This window comes from Shewanella sp. K8, from assembly GCF_028823715.1.
GTDB classification, from domain to species: Bacteria; Pseudomonadota; Gammaproteobacteria; order Enterobacterales; family Shewanellaceae; genus Shewanella; species Shewanella algae.
Window position 1 is genome coordinate 1 of record NZ_JAPEHY010000045.1, and the last position, 17,941, is coordinate 17,941.

The 17,941-nt window shown below is 53.7% G+C and carries 23 protein-coding genes and 2 pseudogenes; 13 read left to right on the top strand and 12 right to left on the bottom strand.

Features of this window, described 5'->3' with window-relative positions; all coding sequences use genetic code 11:
- From ON072_RS18930 to mlaF, 9 genes and pseudogenes are all read right to left on the bottom strand, one after another.
- Positions 1-247 (bottom strand): annotated as a pseudogene (locus ON072_RS18930) (IS110 family transposase); the annotation flags it as partial.
- Positions 248-386: 139 nt separating this feature from the next.
- Positions 387-566, bottom strand: a pseudogene (locus ON072_RS18935) (IS4 family transposase); the annotation flags it as partial.
- A 151-nt stretch (positions 567-717) separates the two neighbouring features.
- Complete coding sequence (gene murA / locus ON072_RS18940; RefSeq protein WP_028779511.1) at positions 718-1,977, bottom strand: UDP-N-acetylglucosamine 1-carboxyvinyltransferase; 1,260 nt, start codon at positions 1,975-1,977, stop codon at positions 718-720.
- Between the two features lie 9 nt (positions 1,978-1,986).
- Positions 1,987-2,244: a BolA family protein gene (locus ON072_RS18945; RefSeq protein WP_025012084.1), complete on the bottom strand. Its 258-nt coding sequence runs from the start codon at positions 2,242-2,244 to the stop codon at positions 1,987-1,989.
- 7 nt (positions 2,245-2,251) lie between these two features.
- Positions 2,252-2,539, bottom strand: coding sequence for an STAS domain-containing protein (locus ON072_RS18950; protein WP_028779512.1), 288 nt, complete (start codon positions 2,537-2,539; stop codon positions 2,252-2,254).
- Positions 2,536-3,192 (bottom strand): MlaC/ttg2D family ABC transporter substrate-binding protein, encoded by a 657-nt coding sequence (locus ON072_RS18955; protein ID WP_025888616.1) that lies wholly within the window; start codon positions 3,190-3,192, stop codon positions 2,536-2,538. The genes ON072_RS18950 and ON072_RS18955 overlap by 4 nt, the downstream gene beginning before the upstream one ends.
- Before the next feature lie 10 nt (positions 3,193-3,202).
- The gene (gene mlaD, locus ON072_RS18960; protein ID WP_025011770.1) at positions 3,203-3,676 is read right to left on the bottom strand and encodes an outer membrane lipid asymmetry maintenance protein MlaD; all 474 of its coding nucleotides are present in this window, start codon (positions 3,674-3,676) and stop codon (positions 3,203-3,205) included.
- Between the two features lie 43 nt (positions 3,677-3,719).
- Positions 3,720-4,505, bottom strand: a complete 786-nt coding sequence (mlaE, locus tag ON072_RS18965; RefSeq protein ID WP_071237372.1) for a lipid asymmetry maintenance ABC transporter permease subunit MlaE — start codon at positions 4,503-4,505, stop codon at positions 3,720-3,722.
- Entirely contained in the window at positions 4,492-5,319 is an 828-nt protein-coding gene (gene mlaF, locus ON072_RS18970) for a phospholipid ABC transporter ATP-binding protein MlaF (protein WP_028779515.1), read from the bottom strand. Before mlaF ends, mlaE begins: the two co-directional genes overlap by 14 nt.
- Before the next feature lie 285 nt (positions 5,320-5,604).
- Here mlaF and ON072_RS18975 point away from each other — a divergent pair, with 285 nt between their 5' ends.
- The 12 genes from ON072_RS18975 (at position 5,605) to mgtE (ending at position 14,812) form a co-directional block, all read left to right on the top strand.
- Positions 5,605-6,567, top strand: a complete 963-nt coding sequence (locus tag ON072_RS18975; RefSeq protein ID WP_025011769.1) for a calcium/sodium antiporter — start codon at positions 5,605-5,607, stop codon at positions 6,565-6,567.
- A gap of 29 nt (positions 6,568-6,596) precedes the next feature.
- Positions 6,597-7,574 (top strand): KpsF/GutQ family sugar-phosphate isomerase, encoded by a 978-nt coding sequence (locus tag ON072_RS18980; RefSeq protein WP_129979185.1) that lies wholly within the window; start codon positions 6,597-6,599, stop codon positions 7,572-7,574.
- On the top strand, positions 7,574-8,125 hold the full coding sequence (gene kdsC / locus ON072_RS18985) for a 3-deoxy-manno-octulosonate-8-phosphatase KdsC (RefSeq protein ID WP_129979186.1): 552 nt from the start codon (positions 7,574-7,576) through the stop codon (positions 8,123-8,125). Before ON072_RS18980 ends, kdsC begins: the two co-directional genes overlap by 1 nt.
- Entirely contained in the window at positions 8,122-8,682 is a 561-nt protein-coding gene (gene lptC, locus ON072_RS18990) for an LPS export ABC transporter periplasmic protein LptC (RefSeq protein WP_025011766.1), read from the top strand. Before kdsC ends, lptC begins: the two co-directional genes overlap by 4 nt.
- Positions 8,669-9,202, top strand: a complete 534-nt coding sequence (gene lptA, locus ON072_RS18995; protein ID WP_028779518.1) for a lipopolysaccharide transport periplasmic protein LptA — start codon at positions 8,669-8,671, stop codon at positions 9,200-9,202. The genes lptC and lptA overlap by 14 nt, the downstream gene beginning before the upstream one ends.
- Positions 9,199-9,927 carry an LPS export ABC transporter ATP-binding protein gene (gene lptB, locus ON072_RS19000; RefSeq protein WP_025011764.1) on the top strand — a complete coding sequence of 243 codons (729 nt, stop codon included), beginning with the start codon at positions 9,199-9,201 and terminating at the stop codon, positions 9,925-9,927. Before lptA ends, lptB begins: the two co-directional genes overlap by 4 nt.
- 95 nt (positions 9,928-10,022) lie before the next feature.
- Positions 10,023-11,486, top strand: a complete 1,464-nt coding sequence (locus ON072_RS19005; RefSeq protein ID WP_062793919.1) for an RNA polymerase factor sigma-54 — start codon at positions 10,023-10,025, stop codon at positions 11,484-11,486.
- A gap of 31 nt (positions 11,487-11,517) precedes the next feature.
- Positions 11,518-11,805 carry a ribosome hibernation promoting factor gene (hpf, locus tag ON072_RS19010; RefSeq protein WP_025011763.1) on the top strand — a complete coding sequence of 96 codons (288 nt, stop codon included), beginning with the start codon at positions 11,518-11,520 and terminating at the stop codon, positions 11,803-11,805.
- Positions 11,806-11,807: 2 nt separating this feature from the next.
- Entirely contained in the window at positions 11,808-12,251 is a 444-nt protein-coding gene (ptsN, locus tag ON072_RS19015; protein WP_025011762.1) for a PTS IIA-like nitrogen regulatory protein PtsN, read from the top strand.
- A complete protein-coding gene (gene rapZ, locus ON072_RS19020) occupies positions 12,248-13,102 on the top strand; it encodes an RNase adapter RapZ (RefSeq protein WP_025011761.1) in 855 nt (284 codons plus the stop codon). The genes ptsN and rapZ overlap by 4 nt, the downstream gene beginning before the upstream one ends.
- Positions 13,089-13,364 (top strand): HPr family phosphocarrier protein, encoded by a 276-nt coding sequence (locus ON072_RS19025; protein ID WP_025011760.1) that lies wholly within the window; start codon positions 13,089-13,091, stop codon positions 13,362-13,364. Before rapZ ends, ON072_RS19025 begins: the two co-directional genes overlap by 14 nt.
- An 83-nt stretch (positions 13,365-13,447) precedes the next feature.
- Entirely contained in the window at positions 13,448-14,812 is a 1,365-nt protein-coding gene (gene mgtE / locus ON072_RS19030; protein WP_025888608.1) for a magnesium transporter, read from the top strand.
- A gap of 112 nt (positions 14,813-14,924) precedes the next feature.
- Here the strand turns inward: mgtE and ON072_RS19035 are convergent, their stop codons facing one another.
- The 3 genes from ON072_RS19035 to ON072_RS19045 all read right to left on the bottom strand — a co-directional run bounded on the left by ON072_RS19035 (position 14,925) and on the right by ON072_RS19045 (position 17,120).
- The gene (locus ON072_RS19035; protein ID WP_025011758.1) at positions 14,925-15,308 is read right to left on the bottom strand and encodes a hypothetical protein; all 384 of its coding nucleotides are present in this window, start codon (positions 15,306-15,308) and stop codon (positions 14,925-14,927) included.
- 168 nt (positions 15,309-15,476) lie between these two features.
- Positions 15,477-16,268 carry a molybdate ABC transporter substrate-binding protein gene (locus ON072_RS19040; RefSeq protein ID WP_107353094.1) on the bottom strand — a complete coding sequence of 264 codons (792 nt, stop codon included), beginning with the start codon at positions 16,266-16,268 and terminating at the stop codon, positions 15,477-15,479.
- A 189-nt stretch (positions 16,269-16,457) separates the two neighbouring features.
- Positions 16,458-17,120, bottom strand: coding sequence for an OmpA family protein (locus tag ON072_RS19045; RefSeq protein WP_261753312.1), 663 nt, complete (start codon positions 17,118-17,120; stop codon positions 16,458-16,460).
- 508 nt (positions 17,121-17,628) lie between these two features.
- Here ON072_RS19045 and ON072_RS19050 point away from each other — a divergent pair.
- Positions 17,629-17,862, top strand: coding sequence for a transposase (locus ON072_RS19050; RefSeq protein ID WP_025011755.1), 234 nt, complete (start codon positions 17,629-17,631; stop codon positions 17,860-17,862).
- Positions 17,863-17,941: the final 79 nt, after the last annotated feature.

Consider the following 17,941-nt stretch of genomic DNA (forward strand, 5'->3'; position numbering starts at 1 on the left):
TTCTGAAGGGGGCAACATACTGTGGACTGATTTGTTTAACTTCATGTCCGTATTGTCTGAACTGGCGTGACCAGTAATTTGCACTGCCGCACGCTTCCATCACAATACGGGACGGAGGCTGCTGAACAATAAACGCCGTCAATTTTTCACGGGTGATCATTTTATTCGCTTTCTTCTCACCCTGCGCAGATACGATATTCACCTGAAAAACTCGCTTTGCCAGATCAATTCCGATAATTTGTTCCATGGGACACCTCTTCATATTGCTGTTGGTTTGCACTTACAGCATGGCTCACTGAAGTCTTTGTGGGGAGGTGTCCATTTCATTAGTTCCAAATAATAGATCACGGGAAGGGAACCCAGTCCCGTTTGAGCGTTCAGCTCTATCGCCACACGATACCATCGCCCCATAGAAGTTGAGTCCACGCCAATGTGGGTGTTCTGCTCTCTCATGCCAGATCCTGCCACTTCACTTACAAACATATTGAACAGCATCAGAGCCCAGCCGCTTGCGTGACAGCGCTGCAAGCAACGAAATCCACCGCTTGAGGTAAGACGATTGATATGAGTACGCGCCAAAGTTTCTGAAAGTTGCATAAAAAAATCCGATGACATGGAGTCATCGGATTTTGATCCTTTCAGTTAGATCCTCAAGCTATCTGTCTTAACTGATCGGCATTACCCTCATGGTGGTTTTTTACTGACCGAGCAATCGGGTTAGGAGATACGCTCTACCGAACCGCCTAGGCCCTTGAACTTATCTTCGATATGCTCATAGCCTCTATCCAGATGATAGATACGGTCCACCACTGTGGTGCCTTCGGCCATCAGTCCGGCAATCACCAAACTGGCCGACGCCCGCAGATCGGTCGCCATCACCTGAGCACCATTGAGCTGCTCAATACCATGAATGATACAGGTATTGCCTTCCAGCTCCATATTGGCGCCCATACGATTCAACTCAGGCACATGCATAAAGCGGTTCTCAAAAATGGTTTCCGTGATAGTGCCTGTGCCTTCTGCCAGTGCATTGAGCACACAGAACTGCGCCTGCATATCGGTTGGGAAACCGGGGTAAGGCAGAGTCTTGATATTGACTGACTTGGGACGCTTGCCCTTCATATCCAGGGCTATCCAGTCGCTGCCGGTAAGGATTTCGGCGCCGGCATCTTCCAGCTTGGCCAACACAGCCTCCAGCGAGCCGGGATCGGCATCCAGACAACGGATCCGGCCACGGGTCACGGCTGCAGCCACCAGAAACGAGCCTGTCTCAATTCTGTCCGGCATCACCCGATAACGGCAACCATTGAGCTTCTCCACTCCCTGAATCCGTATGGTGGCCGTTCCGGCCCCCTCAATCTTGGCCCCCATGGCGATAAGGCACTTGGCCAGGTCCACCACTTCGGGTTCGCGGGCGGCGTTTTCAATCACGGTTTCACCGTCGGCCAAGGCCGCGGCCATCAGCAGATTCTCTGTGGCACCAACACTGACCATATCCATAAAGATATGCGCGCCCTTGAGGCGACCATCGACCCGTGCCTTGATATAGCCTTCATCGACTTCTATCTTGGCGCCCATCAGCTCGAGGCCATGCAGGTGCAGGTTCACCGGCCGGGCTCCTATGGCGCAGCCCCCCGGCAGAGACACATCCGCCTTACCGAAACGTGCCAGCAAGGGCCCCAGGATCAGAATTGAGGCGCGCATGGTTTTCACCAGATCATAAGGGGCGCAAAACTCATTGATACCGCTGGCATCGATACGTATCTGGCCCTGCCCCAGTTCGGTGACGTCTGCGCCGAGACAGCGTAGCAGCTTACAGCTGGTGCTGACGTCCCTCAGGTTGGGCACATTGGAAACCAGAAACTCCGACTCGGCCAGCACCCCGGCCATCAGGATAGGCAGGGCAGCATTCTTGGCGCCGGAGATCACCACATTACCGGCAAGCGCACCGCTTGCCTGAATTTTCAGTTTATCCACATTGATACTCTAGGCTGGCATGTTGAAGATTTTTTCACGCTGCCACTGGGTAGGCGTAAAAGTCTTGATACTGAGCGCGTGCATCTCACCACTGGTGATCTTGTCCATCAGGGGCGCATAGATGGCCTGCTGCTGCTTGATACGGCTCATGCCATCGAAACATTCACCCACGGCCACTATCTTGAAATGGCTGCCTTCGGCGCTGACATAAACTTCCGTCAACGAGAGTGAATCCTTTAATATTTGTTCTATCTCTTTGGTATCCATTGGAAACTTACCTAGTTTGGCCCTCTGTGGTAAAGAAGGCATCCAAATCATACAGGGCGATCAACTTACGCACCTGTGGCGAGGGAGAAGCCAGGGTCAGCTCCCCCTTTCTGAGACTGACAAGCTCCATTAGAAACGCCATGCCGGCACTGTCCGAGTATGTCAGCTCGCTGAGTTCCAACCGGCGCACATCGTCCGGCAGCAGTGTCTTGCGCGTCTTCCACAAGCGGGCGACCTCTTCTTGAGTCAAACGCCCGCTCAATTTGCAGCTATCGCCCTGTGGCTCCAGCTTCATAGCGCATCCTTGCCTTTAGGGCCATTAGGATCCACGTGAGCCTGAGTGCGCTCTTTAAGCATCTCAATCACGGCATCTATGCCCTTTTGACGAATGAGTGTAGTGACTTCCGATTGCTTGGAGGCCAGCAGGCTGACACCTTCTGCAACCAGGTCGAAGGCCTTCCAGCTGTCGTCCTTCAAACGACGCGCCTTGAACTGCAACTTGATGGGCGGACGACCCGCTTCAATGATCTGTACATTCACCTCGACTATCTTTTCCTGGCTGAAGTCGATGGCGCGGCCAAATTCCACTTTCTGATTGGTGTACTCGGTAAAGGCCTGGGCATAGGTGGAAACCAGGTAGCCCTCAAAAGCATCAACAAAGGCATCACGCTGCTCTTTGGTGGTCTGCTGCAGATATTGGCCCATCACCTTGTAAGCCGCGTACTTGTAATCCACATAAGGCATCAGCTCCTCTTGAACAATCACCTTGAGGTGATCCGGATTGCTGTCGATGATGCTCTTGTCCTGATGGAAGCGATCGAATGTCTTGTCGGCAACCTGCTCCACCATGATATAAGGGTTGCTGGTATCGATATCGGCCGCCTGTGCCACAGTTGCAGACGCCAGACAGGCGACGGCCAACAGATTACGGATTATCCCTTTAAACATCTCAGTGCTCCTAGTTGTCCTTTGAACCCATGCTATATAAAAACTGTCCGATCAGATCCTCCAGCACCAGCGCCGAACGGGTATCATCGATGCGATCACCATCTTGCAAAATCGCGATATCGTCATCCATAAACCCTGGCGTCAGGCCGAGGAACTGCTCACCCAGCAAGCCCGAGGTCAAGATAGCCAGGCTGCTGGTTTCGGGAAACTGGTCGTAACGCTTGTCCATGGTCAAAGTCACCACTGGCACCATCTGCTTGGGATCCAGGGTGATCTTACTGACCCGGCCGACAACCACGCCGCCAACCTTTACCGGTGAGCGTACTTTAAGTCCGCCAATATTACTGAACTTGGCCGTCAGAGTGTAAGTATTGCTAGAGGACTGCACCTCCACATTGGCCACCTTGTATACCAGCAGCAGAAAAGCTGCCAGACCCGCCAATAGGAAGAGTCCCACCATAAATTCAATTTTTCGTGTCAACATAGAGTCACCAGAGTTAATCATCCATTATGCGCCGGCGCCAAAATCAGCGGGCAAACATCAGCGCCGTCAATAAGAAGTCCAGCGCCAATACCGCCAGGCTGGACTGCACCACAGTCTGGGTGGTCGCGCGGCTAATCCCTTCCGGATTAGGCACCACCTGATAACCACGATAGAGGGCTATCCAGGTCACCACTATGGCAAAAACAAAACTTTTAATCAGGCAGTTGACTATGTCCTGCCGCCACTCCACCGCGGCCTGCAGAATCGACCAGAAGGCGCCATTGTCTATGCCTTTCCATTCGACCCCGACCAGATAACCGCCATAGATACCCACAGTGGTAAACATCAAGGCCAACAACGGCATGCTGATCACCCCGGCCCAGAAGCGCGGCGCAATCACCTGCCGTAGCGGATCTATCGCCATCATCTCCAAACTGGAGAGCTGCTCTGTGGATTTCATCAACCCCAGTTCAGCGGTCAGGGCCGAACCGGCGCGGCCGGCAAACAGCAGGGCTGTGACCACAGGGCCAAGTTCCCTGAGTAAACTCAACGCTACCATGGGGCCCAGGCTCTCTTCGGTGCCAAAGTCCACCAGGATGTTGTAGCCCTGCAGCGCCAGCACCATGCCGATAAACAGTCCGGAAACCAAAATGATCACCATGGACTGCACGCCAACGACGTAAACCTGTTTTATCAGCAGTGGCAAGCCTTTGCGTGGCTGTGGCAGCTGCATCAGGGCGCCCCAAAGCATCACCCCCGCCTTGCCAAGCCCCGTCACCAGACTCAGCGCATTGCGGCCAAGATTGGCTATCGAATCAGTCAAGCTCACCGAGCAACTCCTTCTGATAATCCTGCGCCGGATAGTGGAAAGGCACGGGGCCGTCCGGCATACCGTCGATAAACTGCCTTAGCTGTGGATTGTCGGCCTGCTTGAGCTCGGCCGGTGTACCTTGGGCTATGATGCGCTTATCGGCGATCACATATACATAGTCGGCAATACTCAGCACTTCACTGACATCGTGGGAAACCACCACAGAGGTGAGGCTCAAAGCATCGGACAACTCTTTGATAAGCTTCACCAGCACCCCCATGGAGATGGGATCCTGACCGGCAAAGGGCTCGTCATACAGCACCATTTCCGGTTCGAGTGCTATGGCGCGGGCCAAGGCAGCCCGGCGCTGCATTCCGCCGGAAAGTTCGCTTGGCATCAACTGCGCTGCGCCGCGAAGTCCTACGGCTTCAAGCTTCATTAACACTATGCGGCGGATAATAGCTTCCGGCAGCCCTGAGTGCTCCCTGAGTGCAAAGGCCACGTTATCGAACACATTCATGTCGGTGAACAGGGCGCCGCTCTGGAACAACATGCTCATCCGCTTACGAGCTTCAAACAGCTCGTGGCGGCTCAGCTTATGAATGTCCTGACCATCGAACAGCACCTGGCCGTGATCCGGAGTCAACTGCCCACCAATGAGCTTCAGCAGCGTGGTCTTGCCTATGCCGCTGGGCCCCATGATGGCAGTAACTTTACCCCTGGGAATCGTGAGGCTTATCTGCTCATAAATCACCCTCGAGCCACGACTGAAGCCGAGATTGTTGACCTCGACCAGGGGAGAAGGATTTTGCTGCTTGCTGGATTCCGGCATCAAAATGAAATGGAGACCTTGTCTAGTGGAATTCAAGTTACGGCGCGGCTGTAGCTGCCATGGCACATAAGGCCCGCCGTTATAAGGCTTGATACTGCCGCAGGCTTACTGAATTGACGCTGAATGGCGCCCGGTAACCCGTATGGCCAAGCCAAAGATAAGCGATAAATTGTACGCAATTGAGGATAAGCGCACAACTGAATCAATAGTATCGCGCCGTGATACTTTCAATTTGTAGCAAATACGGCGAAAATGCACGCCAGAATCCGTAGCTTTGTTTACTGCATGTTATTCAATATTTTCTTGCTGCTCGCCGGCTTGTCCGTCCTGGTCTGGAGTGCCGATAAATTCGTTTATGGCGCCGGGGCTTTTGCCCGTAACCTGGGGTTACCCCCCATGTTGATAGGACTGACCATAGTGGCCATGGGCAGTTCGGCCCCAGAGATGTTCGTTGCCGCCAGCGCCTCTATGGCCGGTATGCCGGATACGGCCGTGGGTAATGTGCTGGGCTCCAATGTCGCCAATGTCAGCTTGATCCTGGGGTTGACCGCCCTGCTCGGGGCTATTGCCGTCAGCTCCAAGACCCTGAAGCGGGAGATCCCCATGATGCTGGGTGCCACAGTGCTGGCGGGTTACTTCCTGCACGATGAGTATCTTAGCCGCAGCGAAGGGGTTATTTTACTGGCGCTGTTCTTCGGCCTGATGGGCTATCTTATCTGGCATGCACTGACCAATAAGAACAAGGATCCACTCGCCGACGAAGCTGATGCCGAGATCCCCAAAGATGTGCCCACCGCCAAGGCGGTACTATGGTTGATAATAGGCTTGGTACTCTTGCCGCTGTCGGCGGATTGGATGGTGGACGGTGCCGTAGGCATCGCCAAGTCTTTTGGACTATCTGATCTGGTTATCGGTCTGACCATCATTGCCGTAGGCACCAGCCTGCCGGAACTGGCGGCCTGTGTGGCCGGTGTACTCAAGAAAGAGGACGACCTGGCCATAGGCAATATTGTCGGCTCCAACCTGTTTAACATACTGGCGGTACTGGCGATACCCGGCCTTATCGCCCCGGGGGTAATCGATGCCGCGGCGGCCGGACGCGACTTTTATATGGTTCTGGGCACCAGTTGTGCCCTGGCACTCCTGGTGCTGAGCACAGGCAAACAACGTGAACTCAAACGCTGGCACGGTGCCTTACTACTGATAAGCTTCATCGGCTATCAATACAGCCTGTTTCAATCCCACTAGCGATGAAGGGCAAAAGACGAGAGACAACTATGGCAGAAGCTAAGCAACTGCGCCAATGGGGCCGCAGAGTAATAGATATCGAGAAACAAGCACTGGATAACCTGTACCAGTTTGTTGATTCCCCCGAGTTCGCCCAAGCCTGCGAATTGATCCTCAACTGCAGCGGCAAGGTGATAGTGATGGGGATGGGGAAATCGGGCCATATAGGCAACAAGATTTCTGCCACCCTCGCCAGCACGGGCACCCCGGCATTCTTCGTTCACCCGGGCGAAGCCAGCCACGGCGACCTGGGGGTGTTGAGTGAAAACGATATCGTATTGGCTATCTCCAACTCGGGCGAGTCCAGCGAAATTCTCACCCTGATGCCCGTCATCAAGCGCCAGGGGATCCCTATGATCTCCATGACAGGTAAGCCCGAATCCACCATGGCCAAGCTGGCGCAGCTGCATCTGTGCATCAAGGTGCCTGAAGAAGCCTGCCCGCTGGGCTTGGCGCCGACCTCCAGCACCACGGCCACCCTGGTGATGGGTGATGCCCTGGCGGTCGCCCTGTTGCAGGCCAAGGGCTTTACCAAAGATGACTTTGCCCTGTCGCATCCCGGCGGTGCTTTAGGGCGCAAGCTGCTGCTCAAGGTCGGCGATGTGATGCACAAAGGCGAAGAGCTGCCGCTGGTCACAGAAGATATCTGTATCACCGACGCCCTGTATGAGATCTCCAAGAAGGGCCTGGGCATGACCGCCGTGGTCAATCAACAGAAACAACTCGTGGGTATCTTCACCGATGGTGATTTGAGACGTGTCATAGACGCCGGGGTCAACCTGCGTACCACCAAAATCAGCGATGTCATGACCCGTGATTGCATCACCAGTGGTGACAATATCCTCGCGGCGCAGGCACTGAAGGTGATGGACGAGAATGACATCAACGGTCTTATTGTCATCAATGGCGCCAATGAGCCGATTGGAGCACTCAATATGCTGGATATGGTCAAGGCGGGGGTTATCTGATGAGTCATCAAGGATTTTACGGGCCCATAAGCGAAGATAACTGGCAAAGAGCCGCCAAAATCAAACTGCTTATCTGTGATGTCGACGGTGTCTTCTCCGATGGCTGCATCTATATGAGCAACAGTGGCGAAGAGCTGAAGGCCTTCCATACCCGCGATGGCTATGGGGTGCGCTCGCTGCTGTCCTGCGGCATTCAAGTGGCGGTGATCACCGGCCGCAAGTCCCAGATAGTCGAAAACCGCATGACGGCCCTGGGGGTAGACAAGATTTATCAAGGCATAGACAACAAGCTGGAGCCCTATGAGGCGCTGCTTAAGCACTATGACCTCGAGCCTGAACAAGTGGCCTATATAGGTGACGACATTGTCGACTTGCCGGTGATGAAGCAAGTGGGGCTGGCGGTTTGCGTAGCCGATGGCCATCCTTGGGTAAGGCAGCACTGCCACATGGTCACTCAGATTGCCGGCGGCCATGGTGCACTCCGGGAGCTGGCGGATCTTATCCTGCTCAGTCAGGACAAATTTGAAAATGCCCACGGAATGAGTATATGAATAGGGTCACCCTGGCCATTATTTTGTTTTTCTCCACTGCACTTATCCTTTACTGGCAGGTGCAGAACAAGCGCAACGCTCAACAGAGTGAGGCGCCTGTGGATGTGGTGCGGCCGGACTTTGTCGCCGATGACCTGCGCTCGGTCAACTTTGACGAGCAGGGCAATGTCGCCAGCAGGGTCGCCGCGGCGCACATGGAACATTATGAAGCCAGTGAAAAGACCTTCTTCAACCAACCGGTTTATCTGGTCTATCCGGACAAGGGCGAGGCACAGTGGCGTCTGTCTGCCAACGAAGGCAGGCTCAATCGCAAGAGTAACCGAGTGGTACTTGAAAATAATGTTATCATCGACGCCATTAGCCCCAATGAACCGATCCAGAGCCTGAAAACCAGTTATGTGGAGCTGGATCTGGACACCATGATCATGACCTCAGATCGCGAGATCCTGATCGAAGGCAAAGACTTTAATATCAAGGGATCCGGCCTGTACGCCGATCTCAATGCTCAGCAAGTGAAGCTGACCAGTCAGGTGAAAGGAACCTATGAAACCAAGTAAGCTTTTTATCGGTGCCCTCTTGTGCATCACAAGCCTGTCGGCGGTGGCCATTGAAGAAGATCTGCTGCAAAAAGTAGAGATCAGCGCCGCTAATCAGTTTGCCGATATCAAAAACAAGCGTGTGGTATACGGCGGGCCTGTCACAGTCACCCAGGGCAGTTTAAAACTGCTGGCCGATGAACTCACGGCTTACACAGAAGACAAGAGTGGCGAGCGGATCCTGGTGGCCAAGGGCTCACCCGCTACCTATACCCAGAAACTGGAAGACGGCCGTCTGGCCAGTGCCAAGGCCAAAGAGATCCACTACAACATAGACAGTCGTATCATGACCCTGCTGGGCCAGGCCAAAGTAGAACAAGACGGCAGCGAAGTGACCGCAGAGAAGATAGTCTACGACATCAACAAGCAGCAGCTGGAAGCGGAAAGCAGCGGCAAAGGCCAAGACAGGGTAACCACTGTTATCCAGCCGGAAAACTATCAGGATCTCAATAAGAAAGAACAGCAGCAGGAGCCGCAATGACCAGCACCCTGACGGCACAGAATCTGGCAAAGAGTTACAAGAAACGCAACGTCGTCAAAGACGTCAGCCTGTCGGTCAATACCGGCCAAATCGTGGGGCTGCTGGGCCCCAACGGGGCTGGCAAGACCACCACCTTCTATATGGTGGTTGGGCTGGTACAGAGTGACAAGGGCCGTATCTTCATTGACGACGACGAGCTGACCTTGGATCCCATGCACCTGCGAGCCCGTAAAGGCATAGGCTACCTGCCACAGGAAGCCAGTATTTTCCGCAAGCTGTCGGTGCATGACAACATCATGGCCGTGCTGCAAACCCGCAAAGAACTCAACAGCGACGAGCGCGAGGAACAGCTCGAACAGTTGCTGGAAGAATTCCATATTACCCACATACGTGACAGCCTGGGGATGTCCCTCTCCGGCGGAGAACGCCGCCGAGTGGAAATCGCCCGGGCATTGGCCGCCAATCCACAGTTCATTCTGCTGGATGAGCCGTTCGCCGGTGTGGATCCCATCTCAGTTATCGATATCAAGAAAATCATCGAACAGCTTAAATCCCGCGGTTTGGGGGTGCTGATCACAGACCACAATGTTCGCGAAACACTCGACGTTTGTGAGCGAGCCTACATAGTCAGCCATGGGCAGTTGATCGCCGAGGGCACACCCGCTGAAATCTTGGACAACCAGCAAGTGCGCGCTGTGTACTTAGGCGAACAATTCAGGCTATAGTTAGGATCATGTCTTCCGGTGGCAATTCCGGGTATTATAGTTTGTTATTATTGAATTTTTTCCTTGAAAAATAACGAGTAGGGATTAGCGGTATAATGAAAGCGTCACTCCAGCTCAAACTGGGTCAACAGTTGACCATGACACCTCAGTTGCAACAGGCTATTCGCCTGCTGCAACTGTCGTCCCTTGAGCTGCAGCAGGAAATCCAGGAAGCCTTGGAAGCCAACCCTCTGTTGGAAATGGCCGAGGACAACCAGGATGACGCTATCGACGACAACCACAAGGAAAACGACGCCGGCGAGTTGAGCGCCAAGCAGGAAGATGGTTCCACGGTAGAAACCTCAGAGGCATTGAACAATGAGTCTATGCCGGATGAATTACCTATGGATACCACCTGGGACGAAGTCTTTACCGCCGCCAGTGCCTCGGGGCCGGCCATGGGCCGTGAAGATGATATGCCCTTCCAGGGTGAAACCAGCGAAGGGCTCTATGAACATCTGGAATGGCAGAAGAACCTGACCCCGTTTTCCGATACCGACGACGCCATTGCCACCGCCATTATTGATGCCATCGACGAGCAGGGTTATCTGACCCAGAGCACAGAGGAGATCCTCGAAGCCATGGGCAACCCTGAGATTGAGCTCGATGAAGTCGAGGCAGTACTCAAGCGGATCCAGCACTTCGATCCTGTCGGCATCGCCTCCAGAGATCTGCGCGAATGCCTGCTGATCCAGTTGCAACAGTTCAACGCAGACACCCCGCATCTGGCCGACGCCCGCTTGTTGATTGACGAACACCTGGATCTCATTGCCGCCCGCGACTTCCGCACCCTGATGCGCAAGACCAAGCTCAAGGAAGATCAGCTGCGTGACGCCATCAACCTTATCCAGAGTCTCAATCCCCGCCCCGGCTTGCTGGTGCAGCCGATGGACGAGGAATATGTGATCCCTGATGTCAGCGTCTGGAAGAAAAACGGCCGCTGGGTAGTGGAACTCAACCCGGACTGTATGCCCAAACTCGGGATCAATCAGCAGTATGCTGCCATGGCCCGTAGCGCCCGCAGTCAATCAGACAGCCAGTTTATTCGTGGTCATCTTCAGGAAGCCAAATGGTTTATCAAGAGCCTGGAGAGCCGCAACGACACCCTGCTCAAGGTGGCCAACTGTATAGTGCAGTTCCAGCAGGGATTTTTTGAATATGGTGAAGAGGCCATGAAACCCATGGTGCTCAACGATATTGCCGAGGCGGTCGAGATGCATGAATCGACCATCTCCAGGGTCACCACTCAAAAGTATATGCATACCCCCAGGGGAATATTTGAATTGAAGTACTTCTTCTCCAGCCATGTCGGCACCGAAGATGGCGGAGAATGCTCTTCCACGGCGATCAGGGCTTTTATCAAGAAGCTCGTGGCAGCGGAAAACCAGAAGAAGCCTTTGAGCGACAGCAAGATGGCGCAACTTCTGGCAGAACAGGGAATCAACGTTGCAAGACGCACCATAGCCAAGTATCGCGAGGCTATGATGATACCACCGTCGAACCAGCGTAAGAGTTTATAAATCCACAGTTGGAAATTGGAGGAATCTTTCTATGCAAATCAACCTGACAGGACATCATATCGAGATCACCGACTCACTGCGTGACTACGTGGAAAGTAAGTTTTCTAAACTTGAACGCCATTTCGAACAGATCAATAATGTGCACGTTGTGCTCAATGTACAAAAACTGCAACAGATAGCCGAAGCCAAGATCCACCTCACAGGCGGCGAAGTCTATGCAACTTCTGAACATGCCGACATGTATGCCGCCATCGACGTTCTGATTGATAAATTGGATCGTCAGGTCATTAAACACAAAGAAAAGCTGACAAAACACTAACGATGGAACTGAGTACCATCCTGCGGCCGGAGTGCACTACCTGTGCCACTCCGGGCAGTAAGAAAAAGGTACTGGAGCTGATTAGCGATCTCGCCAGCGCCCAGTACCCCACCCTTTCCTCTCAAGCGATTTTTGAAAGCCTTTTGGCCCGCGAAAAGATGGGGAGCACAGGTATAGGTAATGGTATTGCGATTCCGCATGGCAGACTACCGGACATTACAGAGCCGATTGCCGTGCTGGTCAAATGCGAAGAGCCTATCGCCTTCGATGCCATAGACAACCAGCCGGTGGACATACTGTTCGCCCTCCTGGTGCCCGCAGATCAATGTCAGCAACACCTGAGTACCCTATCCGCCATGGCTGAAAAGCTCAGCGATAAGGCGATACTCAAGCAGTTGCGAAAATCCAGCGACGAAACAGAACTCTATCAGGTGATCACAGGATGAAACTCGCCATAGTCTCAGGCCGCTCCGGTTCCGGAAAATCCGTTGCCCTCAGGGTACTCGAAGACCTGGGTTACTACTGTGTGGATAATCTCCCCCTGCCCATGATTGGCAGCCTGTTGGAAAACCTCCGTGGCAGCAATGATCTGGTCGCCATCAGCATAGATGTGCGCAATATGCCGGATCAGGAAAAGGTGCTGGAACAACAGTTGGCGGCCTTGCCGGAAAACACCCAACTGACCAGCTTCTTTCTCAACGCCTCCGATAAAGTGCTGCTGAAGCGCTACAGCGAAACCCGCAGACTGCACCCCCTGTCCAAGAGCAAAGTCTCACTACAGGACGCCATCAAGCTCGAAGGCAAGCTGCTGGAACCCATGTCGAAACTGGTGGATCACTACATAGACACCTCGGCGCTGAACATCTATGAACTCAGTGACACAGTGCGGGAAATTCTGCTTGGCAGCGTCGATAAAGAACTGGTGATCAACTTCGAGTCGTTCGGCTTTAAGCATGGTATGCCCCAGGAAGCCGACTTCATGTTTGATGTGCGCTTTCTGCCCAACCCTCACTGGGAGCCGGCGCTCAGGCCACTGACCGGGCTGGATGAACCTGTGCAGGAGTTTCTCAGCCGCCAGCCACTGGTGAACAAGTTTATCTGGCAGATAGAAAATCTATTGGAAACCTGGCTGCCGCACCTGGAACGCAACAACCGCAGTTACCTCACCATAGCCATAGGCTGCACCGGCGGCCAGCATAGATCTGTCTATGTCGCTGAGCAGCTCGCCAAGCGTTTTGGCAACAGCAAACACAAGGTACAGGCCCGTCACCGGGAGCTGAGTAATGGCAAAGGTTGAACGGGAAGTCACCATAGTCAATAAGCTGGGCCTGCATGCCCGCGCCGCCACTAAGCTGGCGGTGCTGGCCAGCGAGTTCGAAGCCGATATCACCCTAATCCAAGGCGAGAAAAAAGCCTCGGCCGCCAGTGTGCTCGGGCTCTTGATGCTGGAAACCGGCCAAGGCAAGAGTATTCGCCTCATCGCCGAAGGCCCGGATGCCGAACCCGCGATGGACGCTATCTGCGCCCTGATCAACGCCCGTTTCGACGAAGCCAGCTAAAGCCTTAGTGCTGCACTCTTTGTTTCTATAACCCCCCTGTATTGAGGTAACATATCCTCGCTTTGCATCACAGGGGGAACTGCATGCCAATAGAAGCGCTCGACCAAGAGCTGACAGAACAACGTCTTACTCAACTAAACCAAGCTCTTAGCAGTGGTATGTTCGTGCATGTGCGCGACATGCTGCAGCGAATGACGGCTTCGGATATCGCCTTTATTCTCGAATCTTCACCGCCGCGTACCCGTCAGGTACTCTGGCAACTGGTGGATCAGGAGCAGAGCGGCGAGATCCTCGAAGAGCTGGGTGAGGATATGAAAGACCAGCTGATCAGCCTGATGAGTCCTGAGCGTTTGGCGCGAGCGACCGCGGGTATGGATACCGATGACCTGGCCTACGTGCTGCGAAGCCTTCCCGATACCCTCTACAAGCAGGTACTGCACTCCATGAGTGCCCAGGACAGAGCCAGGGTCGAACAGGCGCTCTCTTATCCGGAAGACAGCGCCGGTAGTCTGATGAATACAGATACTGTGACCCTGAGGCCTGACGTCAATGTCGATGTGGTGCTGCGTTATCTGCGCCAAAGAGGCGAATTGCCTGAAGCCACTGATACCCTCTATGTGGTGGACAGGCGCGACATATTACTCGGCGGCGTCAAGCTCTCCAGCCTGCTAACCTGTAATCCCACCGCCGGAATCCGCAGCATAATGGATCCCGAACTTGAGAGCATTCCCGTCACCATGCCGGACAATGAAGTGGCCCAACTGTTTGAACGCCACGACTGGGTCTCGGCGCCAGTGGTCGACAGTGAAGGCCATCTGCTTGGGCGGATCACCATTGATGACGTGGTGGACGTTATCCGTGAAGACGCCGAACACTCCATGATGGGTATGGCGGGGATGGACGATGATGAAGACACCTTCGGTCCCGTGTTCAAGAGCGCCTTTCGCCGCTCTTTGTGGCTGACCTTCAACCTGTTTGCCGCCTTGTTGGCCGCCTCGGTCAGCAATATGTTTGAAGGCACGCTGGAAAAATTTGCCACCATAGCGATTCTGATGACCATAGTGCCCAGCATGGGCGGCGTTGCCGGTAACCAGACACTGGCGCTGGTGATCCGCGGTATCGCCCTCGGCCACATAGGTCAGAGCAACTCCCGCTGGCTTATCGGCAAGGAATTAGCCATCGGCTTTCTCAATGGCCTGTTGTGGTCGGCGCTGGTATTCACTGCCGTGTGGATCTGGAAAGGCGATCTGGCACTCGGCGCCCTTATTGGCGGCGCCATGTTGATCAATATGACGGTAGCCGGTCTCGCAGGTGCCAGTATTCCGCTGATCCTGAAAAAGCTCAATGTAGACCCTGCGCTGGCCGGCGGCATGGTGCTGACGACTGTGACGGATGTAATAGGCCTGTTCGCCTTCCTGGGGTTGGCGACTCTCGTTTTAATGAGCTGAGGCTCTAATGGGCTGAAGGCTTGGTGTTGATAGCCTGAAGCTCTGGCCTAGATGAATTGCAGAAATAGCAGGGGGCGCCCAGGTTCGTCCTCTGACTGTGGAAGATAGCGGGTCAGTCTTTAAGCCAGTGCACCTTGGGTTCATCCTGTTCACAGAAGACAGAGACACACTCATTGCGGCTCACCAGTAGATATTCCTGCAACTTGAGATTGGCGCTGGCCATAAAGCCGCTGCGTTCGGCCTCCTGGCGATACCAGCCACCGTTGGAGATACGGAACAACCAGCCATTGGAGAGGCTGCACTCGGTCCAGAACTCCATCAGATCGCCTTCATCCAGCATCCGAAAGCCAACCACAGAGTCAAAGTGCACCAATGCCCGGCAGCCCTCAACACTCAGTTCAATATCCAAGCCCTGACTGTCATAACAAAGGCGGATAAATCTCACCTCGTCGCCGAGATAATCTGTCGCTATCGGTAAGCCTTTGGTTTCGAGCATGCTCCCCCCCTGACAAGGACATAATGCCCTACTTTAGAAGGATAATAATTGCCCGTGCAAGCTGATTTGGCCAAAAAACGTGAAATACCTATAAAGAGAGTGCGAGTCAGTTCAGAGCAACTGACTCGCATATCTCCAGAGTAAAACCCGCTTCCGCCGGATAGAGATTTAGGGCTTAAGCGGTGCTTCAAAGCCATAAGAGGCCAGAATGGATTGTCCCTTGGGAGACAGAATATACATGGCCAGTGGCCAGGCGGCAGAGTCGGCCTTATCCAGCACCAGCATGCCATAGTTGGCACCCACTGCCAGCGACTCGGGCAACGCCACTATCTTGAGATCAGGCACTTCTTTCTTGGCCAATACGGCATTGGTGCAGTAGGTTAAAAATACATCCGCCTGTTTGTTGGCCATCACCCAGCCATAGGGATTTTTGCCTTTCGGCGCCTTGGCACTGTCGGCGCCACCGGTCAGCTTGAGAGCCTTGGCCGCCAGTTTGGCCTGACTACCGGGCTTGATAGCTTCGGCGCGGTCAAACACCTTGAAAGCATAGTCACCGGCAGGGTCGGCCTTGGGAGTGGAGGTGCCCAGCTTGATCTTGCTGTCCAGCAGAGTATCCAGCATATTCTCTGTCGTCAGAGGAACATTATCTTGCGCCAGGGCGCACAGGCGGTTACGGGCAAACATCACCACAGGCGCGCCCTTGCCTTCCTGCATCAATTTCTGTGGGTGTTTCATATTGGCCGAAGCAAACAGGTCGACCTTTTCGCCCTGTTCAATTCGGCCTCTGAGCAAGCCTGAAGGGGCAAACTGGGCATTGACCTTAACGCCGCCATCGGCCTGATAACTGGCGATAACATCCGTCATGGCGGTCTTCAAACTTCCCGCGGCCCTGAACTCCAGATCCGCCGCCTGAGAGAAGGCGGGCAGTAACAGGGCGAGTAAGCAGACGCTCTTTTTCATTTATTTTTCTCCGGTGTATAAGATACAGATGCCGCTAAACTCAACCAAACCGCATCACAAATCAACGCACCACGGCAAAACTTGTCATAAATTCCCCTCAAGATCACGCCATCTGACAAGGAGAACCGAAGAAAGGGACAATTTGACCCAATAAAAAGGGCCGCCTAAGCGACCCTTAAACTTAAAATCTTAACCGAGAGGACTAAGAATAATCTCTACCCGACGGTTCTGTGCCCGTCCATGAGGGGTGGCATTGGAGGCGATTGGACTGGCCTCACCTCGGCCTTGGGTCAATACTCGCTGTCCGGATACACCTTTACGGATCAAGTAATTACCAACCTCACTGGCGCGAACCTGTGACAATCTCAGGTTGTAGGACTCAGAGCCGCTGCTGTCGGTATAACCCACTACATTCAGTTGAGTCTTGTCATATTCCTTGGCCACCAGCACTACGCTGTCCAATACCCGCATGGCGCCGCTACTGAGATCTGTCTTATCGACCTGGAAAGTCACTTCATTGGGCATGTTGAGCACTATGGTATCGCCCACCCGGGTCACACTGACACCGGTAGACGCCAGTTGCTGACGCAGCTTGGTTTCCTGCACATCCATGTAATAGCCGATACCACCGCCTACGGCAGCGCCGGATGCTGCCCCGATCAGGGCTCCCTTGCCCCTGTCGCTCTTGCTGGAGGAGGCCACACCTATGGCCGCGCCGGCTACGGCACCTATCAATGCTCCGTTGGTCGCCTTGGCAGTCTGTTGCTCATTGGTATAAGGATTCACAGTGGTACAGCCAGTTGCCAGCATTGCCAGCAACAGAGGGGCTGTCAGAAAAGCGCGCTTTTTCATGTTATTTTTCCTTCGTCTGCTTGTTCCAAGCTAAGCGGAACCTACCTGGCGCCAAAGTATATAGCAGCACCTCAAGCAGACAATCCCCCGGAGGCCATAGAGGCGGCAAATCCGCACGGCGTTCAGCATAGATTCAGTCAAATCCGACATTTCCTAACCCGGATTGTCAGCCAAGTGTCACGGCGCTGACATCAAGTAAAACCCCAAAATAGAGCAGACTGCACTCTATTGGGTGGCGCCAGGCAGGTACACCTAATAATGAAATGAATCAATTTTCTTTTATATCAACAAATTAAAAGAAGATTAAAAACTGGCATGTTTCTTACATACCTATAAAGCAGTATTCCACTGTTCAGGAGTCATTATGAAAACACTGATGAAAATGCGCAGCAGTTGGCATTCACTCTGGCATTGCCTCAAGCACTTGGGCTACAGCCAATGGGATGTGGAATAGCAGAGGTGGAATCACAGCTCTGGAAAACCATTCTTGAACCATCAAGGAGGCAGTATGGAAATTAACGAGCAGAAGCTGCGACAGCAAGCCATTAAGGAAGTGACCCAAAACGGCAGGCTCATGTTTGACGTTGCACGTCAGCATGGGATCTCCACCAAACAGGTTTATCAATGGCTGGCACAGAATGAAACAACAAGCAGGCCCAGGCAATCCCGGCTGATGGGAGAACTGCTGCAACTGCAGCAGCGCATTCGTCAGTTGAGCCAGGAGTTTACCCTAATCCGTTAAAGTTTCGACAGGAGCGAACCTGACACACTGTTATCGCCCCCAACGATAAAAAATGTACATATAACAACTATAAAGCGCT

Coding starts and splice junctions, on each gene's coding strand:
- ON072_RS18945 (WP_025012084.1), bottom strand. CDS start 2,244: ATGGATACCAAAGAGATAGAACAAATATTAAAGGATTCACTCTCGTTG.
- ON072_RS18950 (WP_028779512.1), bottom strand. CDS start 2,539: ATGAAGCTGGAGCCACAGGGCGATAGCTGCAAATTGAGCGGGCGTTTG.
- ON072_RS18955 (WP_025888616.1), bottom strand. CDS start 3,192: ATGTTTAAAGGGATAATCCGTAATCTGTTGGCCGTCGCCTGTCTGGCG.
- mlaD (WP_025011770.1), bottom strand. CDS start 3,676: ATGTTGACACGAAAAATTGAATTTATGGTGGGACTCTTCCTATTGGCG.
- mlaF (WP_028779515.1), bottom strand. CDS start 5,319: ATGCCGGAATCCAGCAAGCAGCAAAATCCTTCTCCCCTGGTCGAGGTC.
- ON072_RS18975 (WP_025011769.1), top strand. CDS start 5,605: ATGTTATTCAATATTTTCTTGCTGCTCGCCGGCTTGTCCGTCCTGGTC.
- ON072_RS18980 (WP_129979185.1), top strand. CDS start 6,597: ATGGCAGAAGCTAAGCAACTGCGCCAATGGGGCCGCAGAGTAATAGAT.
- kdsC (WP_129979186.1), top strand. CDS start 7,574: ATGAGTCATCAAGGATTTTACGGGCCCATAAGCGAAGATAACTGGCAA.
- lptC (WP_025011766.1), top strand. CDS start 8,122: ATGAATAGGGTCACCCTGGCCATTATTTTGTTTTTCTCCACTGCACTT.
- lptA (WP_028779518.1), top strand. CDS start 8,669: ATGAAACCAAGTAAGCTTTTTATCGGTGCCCTCTTGTGCATCACAAGC.
- lptB (WP_025011764.1), top strand. CDS start 9,199: ATGACCAGCACCCTGACGGCACAGAATCTGGCAAAGAGTTACAAGAAA.
- ON072_RS19005 (WP_062793919.1), top strand. CDS start 10,023: ATGAAAGCGTCACTCCAGCTCAAACTGGGTCAACAGTTGACCATGACA.
- hpf (WP_025011763.1), top strand. CDS start 11,518: ATGCAAATCAACCTGACAGGACATCATATCGAGATCACCGACTCACTG.
- ptsN (WP_025011762.1), top strand. CDS start 11,808: ATGGAACTGAGTACCATCCTGCGGCCGGAGTGCACTACCTGTGCCACT.
- rapZ (WP_025011761.1), top strand. CDS start 12,248: ATGAAACTCGCCATAGTCTCAGGCCGCTCCGGTTCCGGAAAATCCGTT.
- ON072_RS19025 (WP_025011760.1), top strand. CDS start 13,089: ATGGCAAAGGTTGAACGGGAAGTCACCATAGTCAATAAGCTGGGCCTG.
- mgtE (WP_025888608.1), top strand. CDS start 13,448: ATGCCAATAGAAGCGCTCGACCAAGAGCTGACAGAACAACGTCTTACT.
- ON072_RS19035 (WP_025011758.1), bottom strand. CDS start 15,308: ATGCTCGAAACCAAAGGCTTACCGATAGCGACAGATTATCTCGGCGAC.
- ON072_RS19040 (WP_107353094.1), bottom strand. CDS start 16,268: ATGAAAAAGAGCGTCTGCTTACTCGCCCTGTTACTGCCCGCCTTCTCT.
- ON072_RS19045 (WP_261753312.1), bottom strand. CDS start 17,120: ATGAAAAAGCGCGCTTTTCTGACAGCCCCTCTGTTGCTGGCAATGCTG.
- ON072_RS19050 (WP_025011755.1), top strand. CDS start 17,629: ATGGAAATTAACGAGCAGAAGCTGCGACAGCAAGCCATTAAGGAAGTG.